Raw genomic sequence first — 21801 nt, 5'->3', positions numbered from 1 at the left:
GGGATCAGACGTGCCACACCTGGAGGGTCGTCCGTTGTTCAGCATCACCGTCCGCGATCACATCATGATCGCCCACAGCTTCCGCGGCGACGTCTTCGGGCCCGCACAGCGCCTGCACGGAGCGACGTTCCTGGTGGACGCCACCTTCCGGCGCGAGCAGCTGGACGAGGACAACATCGTCGTCGACATCGGACTGGCCACCCGCGAACTGGGCGCCGTCGTCAGCGAGCTGAACTACCGCAACCTCGACAACGAACCCGACTTCGCCGGCGTCAACACCTCCACCGAGTTCCTGGCCAAGGTCGTCGCCGACCGGCTCGCCGAACGCGTCCACAAGGGCGCCCTAGGCGAGGGGGCCAAGGGCCTGGCCGGCCTCACCGTGACCCTGCACGAGTCGCACGTCGCCTGGGCGAGTTACGAGCGTGCGCTGTGACCGACACGTCCGTCGAGGCGGCGGCCGGACGCACCCGGCTCACCTACGTCCCCACCCAGATCCCCACCCGCATCGCCGCGCGGGCCGCGTCCCCGAGGAACGACGGGATCATCCCCATGTCCCTGCGCTCCGTGCACTTCGTCGTTCCGGGCGGGATCGACGATCCGGCCGCGCCGAGCGGCGGCAACGCGTACGACCGGCGGGTGCGGCTCGACCTGCCCGGCTTCGGCTGGCGGGTACGGGGGCTGCCCGTCGACGGTGACTGGCCCCGGCCGGACGACACCGCCCGCGCGGAACTCGCCCGCGTCCTGCGCCGGTTGCCGGACGGCGCGGTCGTCCTGCTCGACGGCCTGGTCGCCTGCGGGGTGCCGGAGATCGTCGTCCCGGAGGCCGAGCGGCTGCGCATGGCCGTCATCGTCCACCTCCCGCTGGGCGACGAGACCGGCCTCGACCCCGCCGTCGCGGCCGAACTGGACGCCCGTGAGCGCGCGGTGCTGCGGGCCGTGCCGGCCGTCGTCGCCACCAGCGACTGGGCGGTGCGGAGGCTCGTCTCCCACCACGGCCTCGACCCGGGCCGCGTCCACGTCGCCGCGCCCGGCGCCGACATCGCGCCCCTCGCGCCCGGCACCGACGGCGTCTCCCGGCTGGTGTGCGTCGCCGCCGTCACCCCGCGCAAGGGCCAGCACCGGCTGGTGGAGGCGCTGGCGGCGGTGTCCGACCTGCCGTGGAGCTGCGTGTGCGTTGGCGGCCTCGGCCACGACCCGGAGTACGTCGAACAGTTGCGGGCCCTCGTCGCACGCCACGGCCTGGAGGACCGGCTGGTGCTCGCCGGACCCAGGGCGGGCGCCGAACTGGACGCCACCTACGCCACCGCCGACCTGATGGTCCTCACCTCGTACGCCGAGACGTACGGCATGGCGGTGACCGAGGCCCTCGCCCGGGGCATCCCCGTGCTCGCCACGGACGTCGGCGGCCTCCCGGAGGCGGTCGGACGCGCGCCCGACGGAGGGGTGCCCGGCATCCTCGTCCCGCCGGAGGACCCGGCCGCGCTCGCCGCCGAGCTGCGCGGCTGGTTCGGCGAGGCGGACGTACGACGCCGGCTGAAGAGCGCCGCCCGGGGCCGCCGCGCCGCGCTGAACGGCTGGGCGAGTACGGCCCAGAGCCTGGCCGGCGTACTGCACCGGCTGCCCGGCGAACCCGGGGGGAAGGCATGAGCGAGTCCACCGCGCCGACCGCGCGAACCGTCTCGCCCCGGCCCGGAACGTCCGGCCCCACTGGGGCCACGGACCCTGCCGAGTCCACGCGCACCCTCGAATCCCCGGACGCCCCCGAGTCCCCGGACGTCGCCCAGTCCACGACCGGCGTCATCCCCGGCGCGGGCCCGACCGGCGGGTCCACGGCCCGGCCCACCGCGTCCGCTCCGACCGCCGCCCCCGCCCCGGCCGAACGCGCCACCCTGCGCCTGCGCGAGGCCCCCGCGCCCGGCGCCCCGCACCCCGACGACCCGCCGCGCTACGCCCCCGAATGGCTGCGGCTGCGCGAGCCCGCCGACGCCGCCGCGCGGGCGCACGACCTGCTCGATCCGCTGCGGACCCACCTCGCGGGACCGCCGGGGCGGACCGGCGGAATGGTCGTGCACGACCTGGGCTGCGGCACCGGCTCGATGGGACGCTGGCTCGCCCCGCGGCTCGACGGCGCCCAGCACTGGGTGCTGCACGACCGCGACCCCTACCTGCTGCACTTCGCCGCCGTCGGCGCCCCGCGCACGGCCGCCGACGGCAGCCGCGTCACCGTCGAGACGCTGCGCGGGGACCTCGCCCGCCTCACCCCGGACGCGCTCTCCGGCGCCGACCTGGTGACGGCGTCCGCGCTCCTCGACGTCCTGACCGCCGACGAGGTCGGCACCCTCGCCGCCGCCTGTGCCGCGGCCGGCTGCGCGGCCCTGCTGACCCTGTCCGTCGCCGGACGCGTCGACCTCACCCCCGCGCACCCCCTGGACGCCGAGATCACCGAGGCGTTCAACGACCACCAGCGGCGTACCGGGCTGCTCGGCCCGGACGCGGTCACCGCGGCGACAGACGCCTTCGCCGCGCACGGCGCCACGGTGCGGGCGCACCCCAGTCCCTGGCGGCTGGGCCCCGACGAGGCCCCCCTCGCCGCGCAGTGGCTGCGCGGCTGGGTGGGCGCGGCCGTGGAACAGCGCTCCGAACTGCGGGAAAGGGCCGAGGCATACCTGGACGAGCGCCTCGCCGCCTGCGCGGACGGCACCCTGCGCGTGGTGGTCCACCACACCGACCTGCTGGCGCTGTGCCGGCCGACGGGCGGGGCCTCGTGAGCGCTCCGGCCGTACCGGCAGACCTGCGTCGCACCGCGCCCCCGGCGGACGCCGCCACCGGCGACACCCCGCCGCCCGCCCCGGCCCGCCGCGCCCTGCGTGCCCACCTCGGGACCCTGGCAGGCACCGTCATCCTCGGCGTACTCCTCTGGCGGATGGGCACCGGCGTCTTCCTGGACGGGCTGCGCCGGATCGACGCGCCGACCGTGCTCGCGGCGCTCGGCATCGGGCTGGTCACCACCGTGTTCAGCGCCTGGCGCTGGGCCCTGGTGGCCCGGGGACTGCGCCTCCGGCTGCCCCTCGGACCGGCCGTCGCGGACTACTACCGCGCCCTGTTCCTCAACGCCGCCCTCCCCGGCGGCGTCCTGGGCGACGTGCACCGCGCGGTGCACCACGGGCGGAGCGCCGGAGACCTGGGGCGCGGGGTGCGGGCCGTCGTCCTCGAACGGGTCGCCGGACAGCTCGCGTTGATCGGTGTCGGCGTCGTCGTGCTGCTCACGCTGCCGTCCCCGGTGCTGGGCGAGGCCCGGCGCGCCGCCCCGCTCGTCACGCTGGCCGTGCTGGGCGCGCTGGCCGTGCTCGTCGCCCTGCGCATGAACCGGGCGCCGGCGCGCCGCGGGCGGGCCCTGCGGGCGACGCTCGGCGAGGCGCGCCAGGGGCTGCTGTCGAGGCGGAACCTGCCGGGCGTCGCGGTGTCGTCCGTCGTCGTACTCGCCGGGCACCTGGTGATGTTCGGGCTCGCCGCCCGGGTGGCCGGCAGCGGCGCCACCGTCGCCGAGCTCACCCCGCTGGCCGTGCTGGCGCTGCTCGCCATGGGGCTGCCGCTGAACGTCGGTGGCTGGGGCCCCCGCGAGGGCGTCACGGCCTGGGCGTTCGGCGCGGCCGGGCTCGGCGCGGGCACCGGGCTGGGCGTGGCCGTGGTGTACGGGGTGCTCAGCTTCGTGGCGAGCCTGCCCGGTGTCGTCGTCCTCGTCGTCCGCCGGTTCGCGCGCCCCGACGGCTCCTACGGGCGCCCCGGCCTCTCCCCGGCGGTCGGATCGGCTGCCGGATCGGCGGTCGGATCGCCGGTCGGATCGGCGGTCAGGAAGGAGAAATACGTCCCGAAGGAATCCGCGAGGCTCGCCAGCAGTTCCTTCCCCTTTTCCGCCGAACCCAGCGAAGGGCGCCCGATGACACCGGAATCGGTATAGGCGGACATGCCGAGGGAGAGCAGATGACGCCGGTCGTCAGCGAGGAAGTCGGCGGTCTCGTAACCGGGCCGGACCGATTCGGGGTGCGCGTGCAGAAGAATGGAGGTCTCTATTTCCCCCGCGTGCATGTCGGAGAGCAGCGAGGTGGCCACCCCCGCCCGCTGCCGCGCCGCCTCCCAGTCCTCCGCGGCCGGGAACAGCGCCATCCGCTCGCCGCGCGCGGAGGACTCCTGGACGACGTTGCCCAGTACGTAGTTCCCGCCGTGTCCGTTGACCACGACCAGGGCCTCGACACCGGACCGGCGCAGCGAGGAGGCTATGTCCCCGACCATCGCGTGGAGGGTCACCGAGGAGATGCTGACGGTTCCCGGCCAGTCCGCGTGCTCGTGCGAGCAGCCGATGGTCACCGGCGGGAGCAGGTGCACCGGGTACGCGGCGGCGATCTCCCGGGCGACGGCGCAGGCGACGAGCGTGTCGGTCGCCAGCGGCAGGTACGGGCCGTGCTGCTCGAAACTGCCCACCGGCAACACGGCGACCTGCCGCGGGAGTTCGGCGCCCCGCCTGCGCACGTCCTCCGAGGTGTCCGCCGGCACAAGTGAAGCATCCATTCCCGCACGGCCTTTCGTCGCTGTTGGGCAACCTGTTGAGAGATCTGCTGAGAGATCCGCTGAGAGATCTGTTGAGGAACGCGAGAATCATGACAGAAAAAATTGGTGTACTCGGCAAGAAGGCATCGCAGCGCACGGACGTGGAACGCGTGGTGGTGACGCCGCTGCCCACCGTGTACGGGGAATTCCGGGCTTTCGGCTATTTCGACCACGAGCGCGGCGACGAGCAAGTGGCGCTCGTGTACGGCGACCTGGGCGCCGAGGGTGTGCTCACCCGGCTGCACTCGGAGTGCCTGACCGGCGACGCCTTCGGCTCCCAGCACTGCGAGTGCGGTGACCAACTGGCCTCCGCGCTGCGGTCGGTGGCCGCCGCGGGCAGCGGTGTCGTCGTCTACCTGCGCGGCCACGAGGGGCGCGGCATCGGGCTGCTCGCCAAGCTCCGCGCGATGGCGTTGCAGGCGGAGGGCCTGGACACGGTGGAGGCGAACCTCGCCCTGGGCCTGCCGGTGGACGCCCGGGACTACGGCGTCGCCGCCCGCATCCTGGGCGACCTCGGGGTGCGGTCGGTGCGCCTGATGTCCAACAACCCCCGCAAACGCGAGGCGTTGGTGCGGCACGGCATCCAGGTCGCCGAAGAGGTGCCGCTGCTGATCCCGCCGTGCGAGAGCAACATCACCTATCTGCGGACCAAGCGGGAGCGCCTCGACCACCACCTGCCCCACCTGGACGCGCTGGCCCATCTGACGTCCTGAGCCCGGCGGCCGGTTCAGTCCGTGAGGGCCTCGTGCACGAGCCGCTTCAGGTCGGGATACACGGTGTGGGAGGACCGGGGCCGCACCTGGGTCATGAACTGCACCGTCAGGTCACGGCCCGGGTCGACCCAGAAGGTGGTCGTGGCCACCCCGCTCCAGCCGTAGGTGCCCGGGCCGGACGGCGACTGCGTGCGGACCGGGTCGGTCACCACGGAGACGCCGAGACCGAAGCCGACGCCGTCGTTGCCGGGCCGGTCGTGCGCGGGGCGGCTGCCGAGGGCGCGCAGGTCGGCGCCGCCGGGGAGGTGGTTGCGGGTCATCAGGTCCACCGTCCCTGGGGCGAGCACCCGGACGCCGTCGAGCGCGCCGCGGCACCGCAGCATCTCGGCGAAGCGGTGCACGTCGTACGCGGAGGAGACCAGGCCGCCGCTGCCCGACAGGAACCGCGGCCGGCCTCGCAGCGGCAGGCCGGGCACCGGCTCGATGGAGCCGTCGTCCGTCTCGCCGTACAGCTCGGCCAGCCGCTCCGCCTGCTCGTCGGTGACGTGGAAGCCGGTGTCCGTCATGCCGAGCGGGCCGAAGATCCGGGCGGCGAAGAACGTGTCGAGGGGCTGCCCGGACACCACCTCGACCAGCCGTCCCAGTACGTTGCTGGCCACCGAGTAGTTCCACTCGGTGCCCGGCTCGAACTGGAGCGGCAGGCTCGCGTACAGGTCGACGGTCTCGGCCAGGCCCGCGCCCGGCCGCACCGACGACTCCAGACCGGCCGCCCGGTACAGCCCGTCCACGGCGTGGGAGTGGTAGAAGCCGAAGGTCAGCCCTGCCGTGTGGGTCATCAGGTGCCGGACCAGGACCGGACCCTCGGCGGGCCGGGTGACGGTGCCGTCACCGGACCCCCGGACGTACACCCGCGGTTCGGCGAAGGCCGGCAGGTATCGGGCCACCGGGTCGTCCAGGGACAGCCGGCCCTCCTCCACCAGCGTCAGCACGGCGACGGACGTGACCGGCTTGGTCATGGAGTAGATCCGCCACAGGGTGCCGGCCGTCACCGGCAGGCCGGCCGCGAGGTCCCGCAGGCCGTGCACCGTCAGATGCGCGACGCGTCCGCCGCGGGCGACGGCCACCAGGAAGCCGGGCAGCCGTCCCTCGTCCACCTGCCGGGCGAAGTGCAGGTCGAGCCGGTCCAGCGCCTCGGCGTCCAGCCCGGCCGCGCCCGCGTCGGTCTCCTGCCGCAGGGGTGGCATCGCCATCGTTCTCCTCGGTCGTTCGTCGAAGACCCGTCCGGCATACCCCGCGTACCCCCCTTCGGAACTCGGGATCCCCACTCATGATCCACCGGCCACGGCGGTCAGGCCGTGACCCTCTCCGGTTCGGCCGCCTCGCGGCCCGCCCGCTCGCCGAGCCGCTCCGTCGGCACCTTGTGGGTCTCGCGGGCCGTGAGCGCGGCGATCACCGGCGGGACGCACAGCGCGGCCGTGAACAGCGCCACCGCGAACCAGTCGTCGCCGTCCGGACCGGCGATCTGCGCCGCGAAGGTCACCGCGAACCCGGCCACCGCGAAGCCGATCTGGGTGCCGATCGCCACACCCGACAGGCGGACCCGGGTGGAGAACATCTCGCCGTAGAAGGCCGGCCACACGCCGTTCGCGGCGCTGTAGACCACACCGAAGGCGATGATGCCCAGCAGGAACGTCAGCGGGTAGGAGCCGGTGGAGATCGCCCACAGGTACAGGAACATCGTCACCGCGCTGCCGACCGCGCCGATCAGGTACACCGGACGCCGTCCGATCCGGTCGGACAGCGTCGCCCACAGCGGGATCGCGCCGAGCGCCACGACATTGGCGAGGGCGCCCACCCACAGCATCGCGGTACGGGACATGCCGACCGAGTCGCTCGTGGCGTACGCCAGCGCCCAGACCGTGAAGATCGTGCTGACCGAGGCGATGAGGGCCGCCGCGACCACCCGCAGGACGTCCGCCCAGTGGTCCCGGGCCAGCACGGCGAGCGGCATCTTCACGACGCCCTCCGTGGCCGCCTGCTGCTCGAAGGCCGGCGTCTCGTCGAGCTTGCGGCGGATGACGTAGCCGACGACCGCGACCACCACGCTCAGCCAGAACGGCACCCGCCAGCCCCAGGACAGCAGGTGTTCCTCGGGGAGCGCGGCGACGGGCAGGAAGACCAGGGTGGCGAGCAGTTGCCCGCCCTGGGTGCCGCTGAGGGTGAAGCTGGTGAAGAAGCCGCGTTTGTGCCCCGGCGCGTGTTCCAGGGTCATCGAGTTGGCGCTGGCCTGCTCGCCCGCCGCCGATATGCCCTGCAGGATCCGGCACAGCACCAGCAGGACCGGGGCGAGGGTGCCGACCTGGTCGCGCGTGGGCAGACAGCCGATGAGGAACGTCGAGACGCCCATCAGGATCAGCGTGAACACCATGATCTTCTTGCGGCCCATGCGGTCGCCGATGTGGCCCAGGAAGAGCGCGCCGACCGGGCGGGCGGCGTACGCCACGCCGAACGTGGCCAGTGACAGCAGGGTCGCGGTGGCCGGGTCGGACTCGTCGAAGAAGACCTCGGGGAAGATCAGTGCGGCGGCGCTGCCGTAGATGAAGAAGTCGTAGTACTCCAGCGCGCTGCCGATCCAGGCGGCGGTGGCTGCCTTCTTCGGCTGGCCGGGCGGGGCGGCGCCCTGGGACGCGGGGGCGGGGACGGACACGGCTTGCTCCTTCGGGGGACTCCACCGTAGGCGGAGTGAGCGGAGGGGAGGACGGCGCGGAGGGTGCCGTCGGCCGCTCGGCTAATTAACCCACTGGGTAGTTAGTCGCGGTTGGGAAGGGATGTTGCGCGCAGGTTTCCCACGTGTCAAGGGGTCCGGTCGTCCCGAGGCGCCGGTGTTCAGTCCGCCGCGCGCTCCGCCGTCAGATAGGCGATCACCATGTCGCCCAGCATCGCCCGGTAGTGCTCGCGCTGGTCCGGCGCGACCAGGTCGCGCCCGAACAGGGCGCCGAAGGTGTGCCGGTTGGCGACCCGGAAGAAGCAGAAGGAGCTGATCATCGCGTGCAGGTCGACGGCGTCGACGTCGGCCGTGAAGAGGCCGGACCGCTGCCCCTCGTCCAGGATCCGGCGGATCACCTCGAGCGCCGGGGAACCGATGCTGGCCAGCATCTCCGAGGACGCGATGTGCTCGGCGTCGTGGATGTTCTCGATGCTGACCAGGCGGATGAAGTCCGGGTGCCGCTCATGGTGGTCGAAGGTCACCTCGGCGAGGCGCCGGATGGCCGCCACCGGGTCCAGGTGGTCGACGTCGAGCTGCTGCTCGGCCTCCCGGATCACGCCGTACGCCCGCTCCAGCACGGCCGTGAACAACTGCTCCTTGCCGCCGAAGTAGTAGTAGATCATCCGCTTGGTGGTGCGGGTGCGGGCGGCGATCTCGTCGACCCGGGCCCCGTCGTAGCCGGCCCGGGCGAACTCCCGCGTCGCCACGTCGAGGATCTCGGCCCGGGTGCGGGCGGCGTCGCGGGTGCGCGTGCCGGTTCGTGCCGGTTCGTCGACGCTGGTCATCGGATTCCTTCGGCTGCGGGCGGCTTGGGCCTGGGGCGGGACTGCGTGCTGGGGCGTGCCGGTGATTGTAGAAGCCTCCGCCTTCCCTCACGCCCCGCCCTCCTGCTATGACTAACGTACTGGTTCGTACATTGCTCGCTCGGGCAGCACCCCGAGCCGCTCAGGAGGTCGTCCCCGGTGGCCAAGGACTCGTTTCTCGTCGGACTGATCGGTTCCGGCATCGGCCCGTCGCTCAGTCCGGCACTGCACGAGCGGGAGGCCGGCCGGCAGGGCCTGCGCTACCTGTACCGGCTGATCGACATCGACCGCCTCGGTGTCCCGCCCGAGGCGGTGGGCGACCTGGTGCGCGCGGCCCGGGACCTGGGCTTCGACGGGCTGAACATCACCCACCCGTGCAAGCAGCTCGTCATCGAGCACCTGGACGCGCTCGCCCCGCAGGCCGAGGCACTCGGCGCGGTGAACACCGTCGTCTTCGACGACGCCGGCCGCGCGACCGGCCACAACACCGACGTCACCGGGTTCGCCGCGTCCTTCGCCCGCGGGCTCTCCGACGCGCCGCTGGAGCGGATCGTGCAACTCGGCGCCGGCGGGGCGGGCGCGGCCGTCGCCCACGCCACGCTCACCCTGGGCGCCGGACGCGTGACCGTCGTCGACGCGCTGCCGGAGCGGGCCGCCGCCCTCGCCGCCCAGCTGAACGGGCACTTCGGCGACGGGCGCGCCGCCTGCGCCGGCCCGGACGCGCTGTCCGGCCTGCTGACCGGCGCCGACGGCATCGTGCACGCGACCCCCACCGGCATGGCCGCCCACCCCGGCCTGCCGCTGCCCGCCGGACTGCTGCACCCCGGGCTGTGGGTCGCCGAGGTCGTCTACCGCCCGCTGGAGACCGAGCTGCTGCGCACCGCCCGCGCGCTGGGCTGCGCCACCCTCGACGGCGGCGGCATGGCCGTCTTCCAGGCCGTGGACGCGTTCCGGCTGTTCACCGGGCGGGAACCCGACGCCGTGCGGATGCTCGCCGACATCACCGGCCTGGCCGGCGCCGTGGCCGCCCCCAAGTAAGGACCCGAGTAGGAAGAGGTACCGACGTGCGGACGTCCATCGCCACCGTCTCCCTCAGCGGATCCCTCACCGAGAAGCTCACGGCCGCCTCCCGGGCCGGCTTCGACGGCGTGGAGATCTTCGAGAACGACCTGCTGGCCAGCCCGCTGACCCCCGAGGAGATCCGCGCCCGCTGCGCCGACCTCGGCCTGACCATCGACCTCTACCAGCCCATGCGGGACGTCGAGGCGCTGCCCGAGGAGGAGTTCGCCCGCGCGCTGCGCCGCGCCCGGCACAAGTTCGAGCTGATGAACAGGCTCGGCACGGACACCGTCCTGGTCTGCTCCAGCGTCTCCCCGCACGCCGTGGACGACGACGACCTCGCCGCCGGGCAGCTCAGCCGCCTGGCCGGCCTGGCCGGGGAGCACGGGGTGCGCGTCGCCTACGAGGCGCTCGCCTGGGGCCGCCACATCAGCACCTGGGACCACGCCTGGCGCGTCGTCCGGCGCGCGGACCACCCCGCGCTCGGCACCTGCCTGGACAGCTTCCACATCCTCTCGCGCGCGAGTGGCCCCAAGGACCTCGAAGGAATCGAGGACATCCCCGGCGACAAGATCTTCTTCCTCCAGCTCGCCGACGCCCCGCTGCTCGCGATGGACGTCCTCCAGTGGAGCCGCCACTACCGCTGCTTCCCCGGACAGGGCGGCTTCGACGTCGCCGGACTGCTGCGCCACGTGCTGCGCGCCGGCTACACCGGCCCCCTGTCGCTGGAGGTCTTCAACGACGTCTTCCGGCAGTCGGAGGCCGGACCCACCGCCGTGGACGCCCGGCGCTCCCTGCTCACCCTCCAGGAGAGCGTCGGGCTCGCGGCCCCGCCCGCGCCCGCCGCGCCCACCGGGGTCGCTTTCGCCGAGCTGGTCACGCCCGACGCCGCGCCCGTCTCGGCCGTGCTCGGCGCGCTGGGCTTCGCCCGCACCGCACGGCACCGGGGCAAACCCGTCGACCTCTGGCAGCGCGGCGAGGCCCGGGTCCTGGTCAACACCGGTCCTGGCGAACGGCGCGACGGCACCCGGCTGGCCGCCGTCGGCCTGGAGTCGCCGGATCCGCGGGGCGCGGCCCGACGCGCCGAGGCCTTGCTCGCCCCCGTGCTGCCGCGCCGTCGCGCGCCGGGCGACACCCCGCTGGAGGCGGTGGCCGCTCCCGACGGCACGGAGCTGTTCTTCTGCGCCACCGGGCGCCCCGGACTCCCCGACTGGCGGGCGGACTTCGAGAAGACCGGGGCCGAGGTCGGGACCGAAGCCGATGCCGCCTGGCGGGTCGACCACCTCTCCCTCACCCAGCCCTGGCACCAGTTCGACGAGGCGGCGCTCTTCCACCGGGCCGTCCTCGGGCTGCGCCCGCAGGAGAGCGTGGACGTCGCCGACCCCTACGGACTGCTGCGCAGCCGTGCCGTCAGCACGGACGACGGCGCCGTCCGGATCGTCCTGACGGTCGGCGCGGCACCCGTCGACGACACCGCGCACGCCCAGCACATCGCCCTGGCCACCGACGACGTGGTCGCCGCCGCCCGCGCCTTCCGCGCCGCCGGCGGCACGCTGCTGCCCATCCCCGCCAACTACCACGACGATCTCGCGGCCCGCTTCGAGTTCGCCGACGGCGAGCTGGAGACATACCGGGAGCTGGGCATCCTCTACGACCGCGACGCGCACGGGGAGTTCCGGCACTGCTACACCCGCACCGTCGGCCGGGTCTTCTTCGAACTCGTCCAGCGCGACGGCGGCCACCGCGGCTACGGCGCGGCCAACGCGCCGGTGCGGCTGGCCGCCCAGCACGCGGCGCGGGGCCTCACTGGCGGCTGACGGTGCGGGTCAGGCCGGTGATCACCGTCGTGGCCAGGATCCAGCCCGTGATGATCAGGACGTAGGACAGGGTCTGATACCAGCTCTCGGGCGAGAAGGCGTTCTCCTGGCCGAAGGAGATCACCGGGAGCAGCAGGTCGAGCGTGTAGAACACCGGGTTGAAGTCGGGGGCCTCCTGCGGCTTGAGCGGCGGCGGGTGGTGCAGCCCGTACGCGAGGGAGCCGACCGCCAGCAGCGACAGCAGCCAGCCGCCCGCGCGCAGCGGCCGGAAGCCGTAGCCGACCGTGACGTCCTGGAGGTGCCCCCACAGGCGGCCGTACCAGGGAAGGGTGCGGCGGCGCCGCCGCTGCTTGGCGAGCTGCACCAGCCGGGCCGCGTCGTCGTCGCCGATCCGGCGGTAGGCGGCGGTCAACTGCTCGTAGGTGAAGGGGAGGTAGCTGTCGCCCATCTCCAGCATCGGCAGCCGGCGCTCGGCGGGCTCGTGGGGGATGAGCGTCGTGTAGGTGAGGTCGTTGAGCTGGACCCAGTCCACCACCACGTCCGGCTGGACGAACAGCACGTCCACCTGGGCGCGGCGCAGATTGAGCGTGCCCCGCACCACCGGGCCCTCGCGCAGCCAGAGTTCACCGATCACGCAACTGCTGGCGCGCAGCGCGGTACCCCCGGGGTTGGCCAGCCGGGCGTGCGACAGGTCGAGGCGGCCGGGTATCCGCGCGCCGCGCAGCTCCAGCCGGCCCCGGACGTCCGCGTGCCGCATCAGCACGTCGGCCTCGGCCGTGAGCGTCTCCGCCTGGAGGGCGGTGCCGCCCGGCCGGTCGAGCACCGCGTCGGTGAGGTTGACCGTCCCGGTCACCCGGGCCCCGTTGAGCCGTACCTCGCCCCGCGCGTGCAGGCCCGGCGCCCACAGGTCGGCCGCGAGCACCGCCTGGTTCAGCTGGAGTACCGGGCCCTCGGCGTCCGGGGCGTGGATCCGGGTGCTCTCCAGGTACACGCTGCCGCTGATCTCCGCCCCGCCGAGCCGCACCATCCCCCCGAACCGGGCGCGGGTCAGCCGCAGTACGCCGTCCACCCGCGCGGCGTGCCCGATCAGTCCGGGCAGCACGGACTCGCTCAGGTTCAGCTCGCGCAGCCGCGCCGCGTACAGCCGGGGAGCCTCGTCGAAGTGGCAGTGCCGTAACCGCACGGGGTGGTCGACCTCGGCGTACTGCAGCTCCAGACGCCCGGTGACGCGGGCGCCGGCCACGCTCAGCGCGGGCACCTCGCCGTCCTCCCGGGGGCCGTCGAGCAGAAGGGCACGCAACACCGCCGCCCGCACGGTCCGTTCCGGCCCCCAGGAGGCGCCGCCGGCGGGGTCCTCGTCGTCCGCGGCGCGGAAGTCCACCGCCGTGCCCGTGGCGAACGCCCGCCAGACGCGCGCCTCGGCCGGTGTCAGGTCGTTGATCTCCATCGCGGGGACTCTGACCCGAACCGGCCGGTCGCGTCAACGTGTTGTCGGCGCGGCGCGCTACTTCTTCGACGCCTCCACGGCGTGCCCGCCGAACTGGTTGCGCAGCGCGGCGACCATCTTCATCTGCGGCGAGTCGTCCTGCCGGGACGCGAACCGAGCGAAGAGGGAGGCCGTGATCGCCGGCAGCGGCACCGCGTTGTCGATGGCCGCCTCGACGGTCCAGCGGCCCTCACCGGAGTCGTCCGCGTAACCGCGCAGCTTCTCCAGGTGGTGGTCCTCGTCGAGGGCGCTCACGGCCAGGTCGAGGAGCCAGGAGCGGATCACGGTGCCGTCCTGCCAGGAGCGGAAGACCTCGCGGACGTTGTCCACGGAGTCCACCTTCTCCAGCAGTTCCCAGCCCTCGGCGTAGGCCTGCATCATGGCGTACTCGATGCCGTTGTGGACCATCTTGGAGAAGTGCCCGGCACCGACCTTGCCGGCGTGCACGAACCCGTACGGGCCGTCCGGCTTGAGCGCGTCGAAGATCGGCTTGAGGTCGTCGACGTGCTCCTTCTCGCCGCCGACCATCAGGGCGTAGCCGTTCTGCAGGCCCCACACCCCGCCCGAGACGCCGGCGTCGACGAAGTTGACGCCGTGCTTGGCCAGCTCCTCGGCGTGCTTCTCGTCGTCCGTCCAGCGGGAGTTGCCGCCGTCGATGACGGTGTCGCCGTGCCGGAGCAGCGTGCCCAACTGGTCGATCACGTGCTGGGTGGCGGCGCCCGCCGGGACCATCACCCAGACGGCGCGCGGCCGGTCCAGCTGCTCGACCATGTCGACCAGGCTGTTCACGTCGGCCCGCTCGGGATTGGTGTCGTATCCGACGACGGTGTGGCCGGCGTTGCGCAGACGCTCGCGCATGTTGCCGCCCATCTTGCCGAGACCCACAAGACCGATCTGCATGTCAGTGCACTTCCTTCAGTTCGCGGTAGGCGGCCACCAGCGCGGCCGTGGACGGATCGAGGCCGGGTACGTCCGCCCCCTCGGTCAGGGCGGGTTCGACGCGCTTGGCGAGCACCTTGCCGAGTTCGACGCCCCACTGGTCGAAGGAGTCGATGTTCCAGACGGCGCCCTGCACGAACACCTTGTGCTCGTAGAGCGCGATCAGCTGGCCGAGGACGGACGGGGTCAGCTCGGTGGCCAGGACGGTGGTGGTGGGGTGGTTGCCGCGGAACGTCTTGTGCGGGACCAGCTCCTCGGGCACTCCCTCGGCGCGCACCTCGTCGGCCGTCTTGCCGAAGGCGAGGGCCTGGGTCTGGGCGAAGAAGTTGGCCATCAGCAGGTCGTGCTGGGCCTTCAGCCCGTCGCTCAGCTCGCCGACCGGCTCGGCGAAGCCGATGAAGTCCGCCGGGATGAGCTTGGTGCCCTGGTGGATCAGCTGGTAGTAGGCGTGCTGCCCGTTGGTGCCGGGCGTGCCCCAGACCACCGGCCCGGTCTGCCACTCCACCTCGCGGCCCTCGCGGTCCACGGACTTGCCGTTGGACTCCATGTCGAGCTGCTGGAGGTAGGCGGTGAACTTCGACAGGTAGTGCGAGTACGGCAGCACCGCGTGCGACTGCGCGTCGAGGAAGTTGCCGTACCAGACGCCCAGCAGGCCGAGGAGCAGCGGCGCGTTGGCCGGGGCCTCGGCGTTCTGGAAGTGCTCGTCGACGATGCGGAAGCCGTCGAGCATCTCCCGGAAGCGGTCCGGGCCGATGGCGATCATCAGGGACAGCCCGATCGCCGAGTCGTAGGAGTACCGGCCGCCGACCCAGTCCCAGAACTCGAACATGTTGGCCGTGTCGATGCCGAACCCGGAGACCTTCTCCGCGTTCGTCGACAGCGCCACGAAGTGCTTCGCGACCGCCTTCTCGTCACCGTCGAACGCGTCGAGCAGCCAGGAGCGCGCCGAGGTCGCGTTCGTGATCGTCTCGATCGTGGTGAACGTCTTGGACGCCACGATGAACAGCGTCTCGGCCGGGTCCAGGTCCCGCACCGCCTCGTGCAGGTCGGCGCCGTCCACGTTGGACACGAACCGGAAGGTCAGCGAGCGGTCGGTGAAGGCCCGCAGCGCCTCGTACGCCATCGCCGGACCGAGGTCGGAGCCGCCGATGCCGATGTTGACGACGTTGCGGATGCGCCGGCCGCTGTGACCGGTCCACTCGCCCGAACGCACCCTGTCGGAGAAGGCGGCCATCCTGTCGAGGACGGCGTGCACCTTCGGCACGACGTTCTCGCCGTCCACCTCGACCACCGCGTCCCGCGGGGCGCGCAGCGCGGTGTGCAGGACCGCCCGGTCCTCGGTGATGTTGATCCGCTCGCCGCGGAACATGGCGTCGCGCAGCCCGAACACGCCGGTGGCCGCGGCCAGGTCCTGGAGCAGCGCCAGGGTCTCGTCGGTGACGAGGTGCTTCGAGTAGTCGATGCGCAGGTCGCCGACGCGCACGACGTACCGCTCCGCGCGCCCCGGGTCGGCGGCGAACAGCTCGCGCAGGTCCGGTCGCGACATGGCGTCCGTGCGGTGGTCCGCGAGCGCGGTCCACTCGGGGCGCCGGTTGAGCTTCGGGGAGTCAGACATGGACGGGGGTCTCCTTGCCGGCCTCGCCGCGCAGGGCGATGGCGTACATCTCGTCGGCGTCGAGGCGCCTGAGCTCCTCGGCGATCAGTTCGGAGGTGGCGCGCACCTTCAGGGCGAGGGAGCGCGGGGGCTGACCGGGCAGGGTCATCGTGGCGAGCGGACCCTCCGGGCGGTCGATGACGATCTCGCCGTTCGCGGTGCCGAGCCGGACGGCCGTGACCACCGGTCCGTCGGTGACCACGCGATCGACGGTGACGCCGAGGCGTGCCTCCAGCCAGCGGGCCAGCAGCTCGGCCGCCGGGTTGTCCGCCTCGGCCTCCACCACCGCCGAGGTCACCGGCACCCGGGCCTGGTCCAGCGCCGCGGCCAGCATGGACCGCCACAGGGTCAGCCGGGTCCAGGCGAGGTCGGTGTCGCCGGGCGCGTAGCAGCGGACCCGGCGGGCGAGGACCTCCATCGGCCGCTCGACCGCGTACAGGTCGGTGATCCTGCGCTGCGCCAGCGCCCCCAGCGGGTCGCCCGCCGGGTCGTCCGGCGCGTCCACCGGCCACCACACGACGACGGGGGCGTCCGGCAGCAGCAGCGGCAGCACGACCGAGTCGGCGTGCTCGGACACCTCCCCGTACATGCGCAGCACGACGGTCTCACCGGTGCCGGCCTCGGAGCCGACCCGGACCTCGGCGTCGAGGTGCGAGCGGGTGCGGTCGCGCAGGTTGCGGGGGTGGCGCTTGATGACGACCAGGGTGCGCGAGGGGTGCTCGTGCGAGGCCTCCTCGGCCGCCTTGATCGCGTCGTAGGCGTTCTCCTCGTCGGTGACGATGACCAGCGTGAGCACCATGCCCACGGCCGGGGTGCCGATGGCCCGGCGGCCCTGCACCAGCGCCTTGTTGACCTTGCTTGCCGTGGTGTCGGTCAGGTCGATCCTCATGGCCTGCGCCAGCTCCGTCCGTCTCGTGCGAGCATCTCGTCGGCTTCCCGCGGTCCCCAGCCGCCCGAGTCGTACTGGGCGGGCCTGCCGTGCGTGTCCCAGTACTCCTCGATCGGGTCGAGGATCCGCCAGGACTCTTCCACTTCCTGGTGGCGCGGGAACAGGTTGGCGTCGCCCAGAAGGACGTCCAGGATCAGCCGTTCGTACGCCTCCGGGCTGGACTCCGTGAAGGACTCGCCGTACGCGAAGTCCATGGACACGTCCCGGATCTCCATCGACGTGCCCGGCACCTTGGAGCCGAAGCGCACCGTCATGCCCTCGTCCGGCTGGACGCGGATGACGATCGCGTTCTCGCCCAGCTCCTCCGTCGCGGTGGAGTCGAAGGGGGAGTGCGGGGCCCGCTGGAAGACGACCGCGATCTCCGTGACGCGGCGGCCCAGCCGCTTGCCGGTGCGCAGGTAGAACGGGACGCCCGCCCAGCGGCGGTTGTCGACGCCCAGCTTGATCGCCGCGTAGGTGTCGGTGGTGGAGGCGGGGTCGATGCCGTCCTCCTCCAGGTAGCCCGGCACCTGCGCGCCGCCCTGCCAGCCGCCCGCGTACTGTCCGCGCACCGTGTGGTCGCCGAGGTCCTCCGGCAGCCGTACCGCCTTCAGCACCTTCAGCTTCTCGGTGAGCAGCGACGCCGCGTCGAAGGAGGCGGGCTCCTCCATCGCGGTGAGCGCCATCAGCTGGAGGAGGTGGTTCTGGATGACGTCGCGGGCGGCGCCGATGCCGTCGTAGTAGCCGGCCCGGCCGCCGATGCCGATGTCCTCGGCCATCGTGATCTGCACGTGGTCGACGTAGGACCGGTTCCAGATCGGCTCGTACATCTGGTTGGCGAAGCGCAGCGCCAGGATGTTCTGGACGGTCTCCTTGCCCAGGTAGTGGTCGATGCGGAAGACCTGTTCCGGGTCGAAGACCTCGTGCACCAGCGCATTCAGGTCGCGGGCGCTGTCCAGGTCGTGCCCGAACGGCTTCTCGATCACCGCGCGCCGCCAGGAGCCCTCCGGGGCGTCGGTCAGTCCGTGCTTCTTGAGCTGCTGGACGACCTTCGGGAAGAACTTCGGCGGCACCGAGAGGTAGAAGGCGTAGTTGCCGCTGGTGCCGCGGGAGGCGTCCAGGTCGGCCACGGCCTTGCGCAGCTGTTCGAACGCGTCGTCGTCGTCGAAGTCGCCGGGGATGAACCGCATGCCCTCGGAGAGCTGCTGCCAGACCTCCTCGCGGAACGGCGTCCGGGCGTGCTCCTTGACCGCGTCGTGCACGACCTCGGCGAAGTCCTGGTCCTCCCAGTCCCGGCGGGCGAAGCCGACCAGCGAGAAGCCGGGTGGCAGCAGGCCGCGGTTGGCCAGGTCGTACACGGCCGGCATCAGCTTGCGGCGCGAGAGGTCGCCGGTGACGCCGAAGATGACCAGTCCGGAGGGGCCGGCGATACGGGGGAGACGGCGGTCCTGCGGATCGCGCAGGGGGTTGCTCCAGTCGAGCGGTGTCTCGGGCGTGACGGCCTTCGCGTCCGCCGCTTTCGCCCTCGCCCCCTTGGCGGCGCGGGCCGGCCCGGTCTTCTTCGCGCTCCGCGGTGCCTTGGCCGGCCCGGCCGCCTTCGCCGCCCCGGCGGCCTTGGACTCCTCGGCCTCCTCGGCGTGCAGCGGCCCCGCGGCCTCCCGGGCCGTGCGGGCCTCCTTGGCTTCCTTCGTCGCCTTGGTCTCGTGGACCGTCGTAGCGGGAAGCTCCTCGCTCATTCCCCGTCAACTCCCTTGCTGTCGAGGGACTTCGTCACGGCACCGAGCAGGTCCTGCCAGGCGTCCTCGAACTTGGCCACGCCCTCCCGCTCCAACTGCTCCACCACCTCGTCGTACGGGACACCGAGCCGCTCCACGGCCGCGAGATCCGCCCTGGCCTGGGCGTACCCGCCGGTGACCGTGTCGCCCCGGACGTCGCCGTGATCGGCGGCGGCGTCCAGGGTGGCCTCCGGCATCGTGTTCACGGTGCCGGGAGCGACCAGCTCCTCCACGTACAGGGTGTCCCGGAATGCCGGGTCCTTCACCCCGGTCGACGCCCACAGGGGACGCTGGGGGTTGGCGCGGGCTCCGGCCAGCGCGGTGAAGCGGTCCCCCGCGAAGACGTTCTCGTACGCCTCGTAGGCCAGTCGCGCGTTGGCCAGCGCCGCCTTCCCCCGCAGGGCGAGGGCCTCCTCGGTGCCCAGCAGCGTCAGGCGCTTGTCGATCTCGCTGTCGACGCGGGAGACGAAGAAGGAGGCGACGGAGTGAATGCCCGAGAGGTCGAGGCCGGCCGCCCGCGCCTTCTCCAGACCGGCGAGGTAGGCGTCCATGACCTCGCCGTAGCGCTCCAGGGAGAAGATCAGCGTGACGTTGACGCTGATCCCGGCGCCGATGACCTCGGTGATCGCCGGGAGGCCGGCCCTGGTCGCCGGTATCTTGATCATCACGTTGGGGCGGTCGACCAGCCAGGCCAGCTGGCGGGCCTCGGCGATCGTGGCCCGCGTGTCGTGGGCCAGGCGCGGGTCGACCTCGATGGAGACCCGGCCGTCCCGGCCGCCGGTCGCGTCGTACACCTCGCGCAGCACGTCGGCGGCGGCGCGGACGTCGGCGGTGGTCATCATGCGGACCGCCTCGTCGACGGTGACGCCGCGGGTCGCCAGGTCGGCCAGCTGCTCCTCGTAGCCCTCGCCGGAGCCGATGGCGGCCTGGAAGATCGAGGGGTTGGTGGTCACGCCGACGACGTTCTTCGTCCTGATCAGCTCGGCGAGGTTGCCGGACTCGATCCGCCGCCGCGACAGGTCGTCCAGCCAGACGGAGACGCCCTGGTCGGCCAGGCGCTTGAGTGCTCCCGCGGTAGCGGTTGCTTCGGTCACAGTGATCATCTTCTCTTTCTGCGATCGGGCCGGGGCCCGGATCGGGGTGGGCTCCGGTCGGCTCAGCCGCGGGCGGCGGCCAGGGATTCCCTGGCAGCGTCGGCCACATGGCCGGCGGTGAAGCCGAACTCGGTGAACAGGGTCTCGGCGTCGGCGGAGGCGCCGAAGTGCTCCAGGGAGACGATGCGGCCCGCGTCCCCCACGTAGCGGTGCCAGGTGAGGCCGATCCCGGCCTCCACGGCCACCCGGGCCCGTACGGACGGCGGCAGCACGCCCTCGCGGTACGCGCGCGGCTGCTCCTCGAACCACTCGACGGACGGCATGGACACCACCCGGGTGGGCGTGCCCTCCGCCTCCAGCGCCTCCCGCGCGGCCACGGCGAGCCGGACCTCGGACCCGGTGGCGATCAGGACGACGTCAGGGGTGCCGGTGGACGCCTCGGCGAGGACATAGCCGCCGCGCGCCGCGTCCGGGTTGGGCTCGTACACCGGCACGCCCTGGCGGGTCAGGGCGAGGCCGTGCGGGGCCGGGTGGGTGGAGTGGCGCCGGAGGATCTCGCCCCAGGCGGTCGCGGTCTCGTTGGCGTCGGCCGGGCGGACGACGTTCAGACCGGGGATGGCGCGCAGCGCGGCCAGGTGCTCGACCGGCTGGTGGGTGGGGCCGTCCTCGCCCAGGCCGACGGAGTCGTGCGTCCACACGTAGGTCACCGGCAGCTGCATCAGCGCGGACATGCGCACCGCGTTGCGCATGTAGTCGGAGAAGACCAGGAAGGTGCCGCCGTACACGCGGGTGTTGCCGTGCAGCGCAATGCCGTTCATCTCCGCGGCCATCGAGAACTCGCGGATGCCGAAGTGGATCGTGCGGCCGTACGGGTCGGCCTGGGGGAGGGGGTTGCCCTCGGGGAGGAAGGACGACGTCTTGTCGATCGTCGTGTTGTTCGACCCGGCCAGGTCGGCGGAGCCGCCCCACAGCTCGGGCAGCACCGGGCCGAGCGCCTGGAGCACCTTCCCGGACGCGGCGCGGGTGGCGACGGACCTGCCGGTCTCGAACACCGGCAGGGCGTCCTCCCAGCCGTCGGGCAGCCGGCCGGCGACCACGCGGTCGAACAGCGCGGCACGTTCCGGCTGCTCGCCGCGCCACGTGGCGATCCGCTTGTCCCAGGCGGCGTGCGCCTCGGCGCCCCGGTCCAGGGCTTCGCGGGTGTGGGCCAGGACCTCGTCCGCGACCTCGAAGGACCGCTCCGGGTCGAAGCCGAGGACGCGCTTGGTGGCGGCGACCTCGTCCGCGCCGAGGGCGGAGCCGTGGGAGGCCTCGGTGTTCTGCGCGTTCGGGGCGGGCCAGGCGATGACGGTGCGCATGGCGATGATGGACGGCCGCCGGGTCTCGGCCCGCGCCGCGGTGAGTGCCTCGTACAGCGCGCGCACGTCGACGTCGCCGTTCTCGGCGGGCCGGACGCGGTGCACGTGCCAGCCGTAGGCCTCGTACCGCTTGAGCACGTCCTCGGAGAACGCGGTCGCCGTGTCGCCCTCGATGGAGATGTGGTTGTCGTCGTAGAGGAGGACGAGGTTGCCGAGCCGCTGGTGCCCGGCGAGCGAAGACGCCTCGGCGGAGACGCCCTCCTGGAGGTCGCCGTCGGAGACGATCGCCCAGACGGTGTGGTCGAAGGGGGACTCGCCCGCGGGCGCCGCGGGGTCGAAGAGGCCGCGCTCGTAGCGGGCGGCCATCGCCATGCCGACCGCGTTGGCCACGCCCTGGCCGAGCGGTCCGGTCGTCGTCTCCACGCCCGCGGTGTGCCCGTACTCGGGGTGGCCGGGTGTCTTGGACCCGTGCGTGCGGAAGGCCCTGAGGTCGTCCAGCTCGACCTCGTACCCGGCGAGGTAGAGCTGGGTGTAGAGGGTCAGGGACGTGTGGCCGGGGGAGAGGACGAAGCGGTCACGGCCGGTCCACTCCGGGTCGGCGGGGTCGTGCCGCATCACCTTCTGAAAGATCGTGTAAGCCGCCGGGGCCAGCGCCATCGCCGTGCCCGGGTGTCCGTTCCCGACCTTCTGCACCGCATCGGCCGCCAGGACGCGGGCGGTGTCGACGGCACGCCGGTCGAGTTCGGTCCATGCGAAGCGGTCCGCGCTGTCCGCTGTCTGCGTGCTCATCTTCAAGAAATCCT

The 21801-nt window shown here is 72.9% G+C and carries 17 protein-coding genes and 1 pseudogene; 7 read left to right on the top strand and 11 right to left on the bottom strand.

Annotated elements, in window-relative coordinates; genetic code table 11:
• The first annotated feature begins 34 nt into the window (after positions 1-34).
• Genes ACGF3J_RS30190 through ACGF3J_RS30175 form a run of 4 tightly spaced genes read left to right on the top strand, consistent with a single transcriptional unit; the run spans position 35 to position 3958 of the window.
• A complete protein-coding gene (locus ACGF3J_RS30190) occupies positions 35-433 on the top strand; it encodes a 6-carboxytetrahydropterin synthase (RefSeq protein WP_122619063.1) in 399 nt (132 codons plus the stop codon).
• Entirely contained in the window at positions 430-1647 is a 1218-nt protein-coding gene (locus ACGF3J_RS30185; protein ID WP_393855192.1) for a glycosyltransferase family 4 protein, read from the top strand. Before ACGF3J_RS30190 ends, ACGF3J_RS30185 begins: the two co-directional genes overlap by 4 nt.
• Positions 1644-2768, top strand: coding sequence for a methyltransferase domain-containing protein (locus tag ACGF3J_RS30180; protein WP_393855191.1), 1125 nt, complete (start codon positions 1644-1646; stop codon positions 2766-2768). Before ACGF3J_RS30185 ends, ACGF3J_RS30180 begins: the two co-directional genes overlap by 4 nt.
• On the top strand, positions 2765-3958 hold the full coding sequence (locus ACGF3J_RS30175; RefSeq protein WP_393855190.1) for a lysylphosphatidylglycerol synthase transmembrane domain-containing protein: 1194 nt from the start codon (positions 2765-2767) through the stop codon (positions 3956-3958). The genes ACGF3J_RS30180 and ACGF3J_RS30175 overlap by 4 nt, the downstream gene beginning before the upstream one ends.
• Here the strand turns inward: ACGF3J_RS30175 and ACGF3J_RS30170 are convergent.
• Positions 3841-4566, bottom strand: a pseudogene (locus ACGF3J_RS30170) (creatininase family protein); the annotation flags it as partial. The gene ACGF3J_RS30175 and the pseudogene ACGF3J_RS30170 sit on opposite strands and share 118 nt — an antisense overlap.
• A gap of 89 nt (positions 4567-4655) precedes the next feature.
• Here ACGF3J_RS30170 and ribA point away from each other — a divergent pair.
• Positions 4656-5318 carry a GTP cyclohydrolase II gene (gene ribA / locus ACGF3J_RS30165; RefSeq protein ID WP_161327816.1) on the top strand — a complete coding sequence of 221 codons (663 nt, stop codon included), beginning with the start codon at positions 4656-4658 and terminating at the stop codon, positions 5316-5318.
• 14 nt (positions 5319-5332) lie between these two features.
• Here the strand turns inward: ribA and ACGF3J_RS30160 are convergent, their stop codons facing one another.
• From ACGF3J_RS30160 to ACGF3J_RS30150, 3 genes are all read right to left on the bottom strand, one after another.
• Positions 5333-6562 carry a serine hydrolase gene (locus ACGF3J_RS30160; RefSeq protein WP_161327819.1) on the bottom strand — a complete coding sequence of 410 codons (1230 nt, stop codon included), beginning with the start codon at positions 6560-6562 and terminating at the stop codon, positions 5333-5335.
• A 104-nt stretch (positions 6563-6666) separates the two neighbouring features.
• Positions 6667-8025: an MFS transporter gene (locus ACGF3J_RS30155; protein ID WP_393855189.1), complete on the bottom strand. Its 1359-nt coding sequence runs from the start codon at positions 8023-8025 to the stop codon at positions 6667-6669.
• 179 nt (positions 8026-8204) lie between these two features.
• Positions 8205-8870, bottom strand: a complete 666-nt coding sequence (locus tag ACGF3J_RS30150) for a TetR/AcrR family transcriptional regulator (protein ID WP_161330781.1) — start codon at positions 8868-8870, stop codon at positions 8205-8207.
• 177 nt (positions 8871-9047) lie between these two features.
• Here ACGF3J_RS30150 and ACGF3J_RS30145 point away from each other — a divergent pair, with 177 nt between their 5' ends.
• Positions 9048-9926 (top strand): shikimate dehydrogenase, encoded by an 879-nt coding sequence (locus ACGF3J_RS30145; protein ID WP_393855188.1) that lies wholly within the window; start codon positions 9048-9050, stop codon positions 9924-9926.
• Between the two features lie 26 nt (positions 9927-9952).
• On the top strand, positions 9953-11764 hold the full coding sequence (locus ACGF3J_RS30140; RefSeq protein ID WP_393855187.1) for a bifunctional sugar phosphate isomerase/epimerase/4-hydroxyphenylpyruvate dioxygenase family protein: 1812 nt from the start codon (positions 9953-9955) through the stop codon (positions 11762-11764).
• On the opposite strand, the gene ACGF3J_RS30135 is transcribed toward ACGF3J_RS30140, so the two are convergent.
• Genes ACGF3J_RS30135 through tkt form a run of 7 tightly spaced genes read right to left on the bottom strand, consistent with a single transcriptional unit; the run spans position 11751 to position 21787 of the window.
• On the bottom strand, positions 11751-13211 hold the full coding sequence (locus tag ACGF3J_RS30135; RefSeq protein WP_161330110.1) for a membrane-associated oxidoreductase: 1461 nt from the start codon (positions 13209-13211) through the stop codon (positions 11751-11753). The two genes, ACGF3J_RS30140 and ACGF3J_RS30135, sit on opposite strands and share 14 nt — an antisense overlap.
• A gap of 57 nt (positions 13212-13268) precedes the next feature.
• A complete protein-coding gene (gnd, locus tag ACGF3J_RS30130; RefSeq protein ID WP_161330109.1) occupies positions 13269-14150 on the bottom strand; it encodes a phosphogluconate dehydrogenase (NAD(+)-dependent, decarboxylating) in 882 nt (293 codons plus the stop codon).
• Position 14151: 1 nt separating this feature from the next.
• On the bottom strand, positions 14152-15804 hold the full coding sequence (gene pgi / locus ACGF3J_RS30125; protein ID WP_393855186.1) for a glucose-6-phosphate isomerase: 1653 nt from the start codon (positions 15802-15804) through the stop codon (positions 14152-14154).
• Positions 15797-16732 carry a glucose-6-phosphate dehydrogenase assembly protein OpcA gene (gene opcA, locus ACGF3J_RS30120; protein WP_161326341.1) on the bottom strand — a complete coding sequence of 312 codons (936 nt, stop codon included), beginning with the start codon at positions 16730-16732 and terminating at the stop codon, positions 15797-15799. The genes pgi and opcA overlap by 8 nt, the downstream gene beginning before the upstream one ends.
• Positions 16729-18507 carry a glucose-6-phosphate dehydrogenase gene (zwf, locus tag ACGF3J_RS30115; protein ID WP_393855185.1) on the bottom strand — a complete coding sequence of 593 codons (1779 nt, stop codon included), beginning with the start codon at positions 18505-18507 and terminating at the stop codon, positions 16729-16731. The genes opcA and zwf overlap by 4 nt, the downstream gene beginning before the upstream one ends.
• Positions 18504-19649, bottom strand: coding sequence for a transaldolase (gene tal, locus ACGF3J_RS30110; RefSeq protein ID WP_161329760.1), 1146 nt, complete (start codon positions 19647-19649; stop codon positions 18504-18506). Before tal ends, zwf begins: the two co-directional genes overlap by 4 nt.
• A gap of 53 nt (positions 19650-19702) precedes the next feature.
• Positions 19703-21787 (bottom strand): transketolase, encoded by a 2085-nt coding sequence (gene tkt, locus ACGF3J_RS30105; RefSeq protein WP_393855184.1) that lies wholly within the window; start codon positions 21785-21787, stop codon positions 19703-19705.
• Positions 21788-21801 lie beyond the last annotated feature (14 nt).

Origin of the sequence: Streptomyces sp. NPDC048171, assembly GCF_043202655.1 — a bacterium.
In the GTDB taxonomy this organism is placed as follows: Bacteria; Actinomycetota; Actinomycetes; order Streptomycetales; family Streptomycetaceae; genus Streptomyces.
Note: the sequence above shows the minus strand (reverse complement) of the source record. Positions and strands in the feature narration are given on the sequence as shown.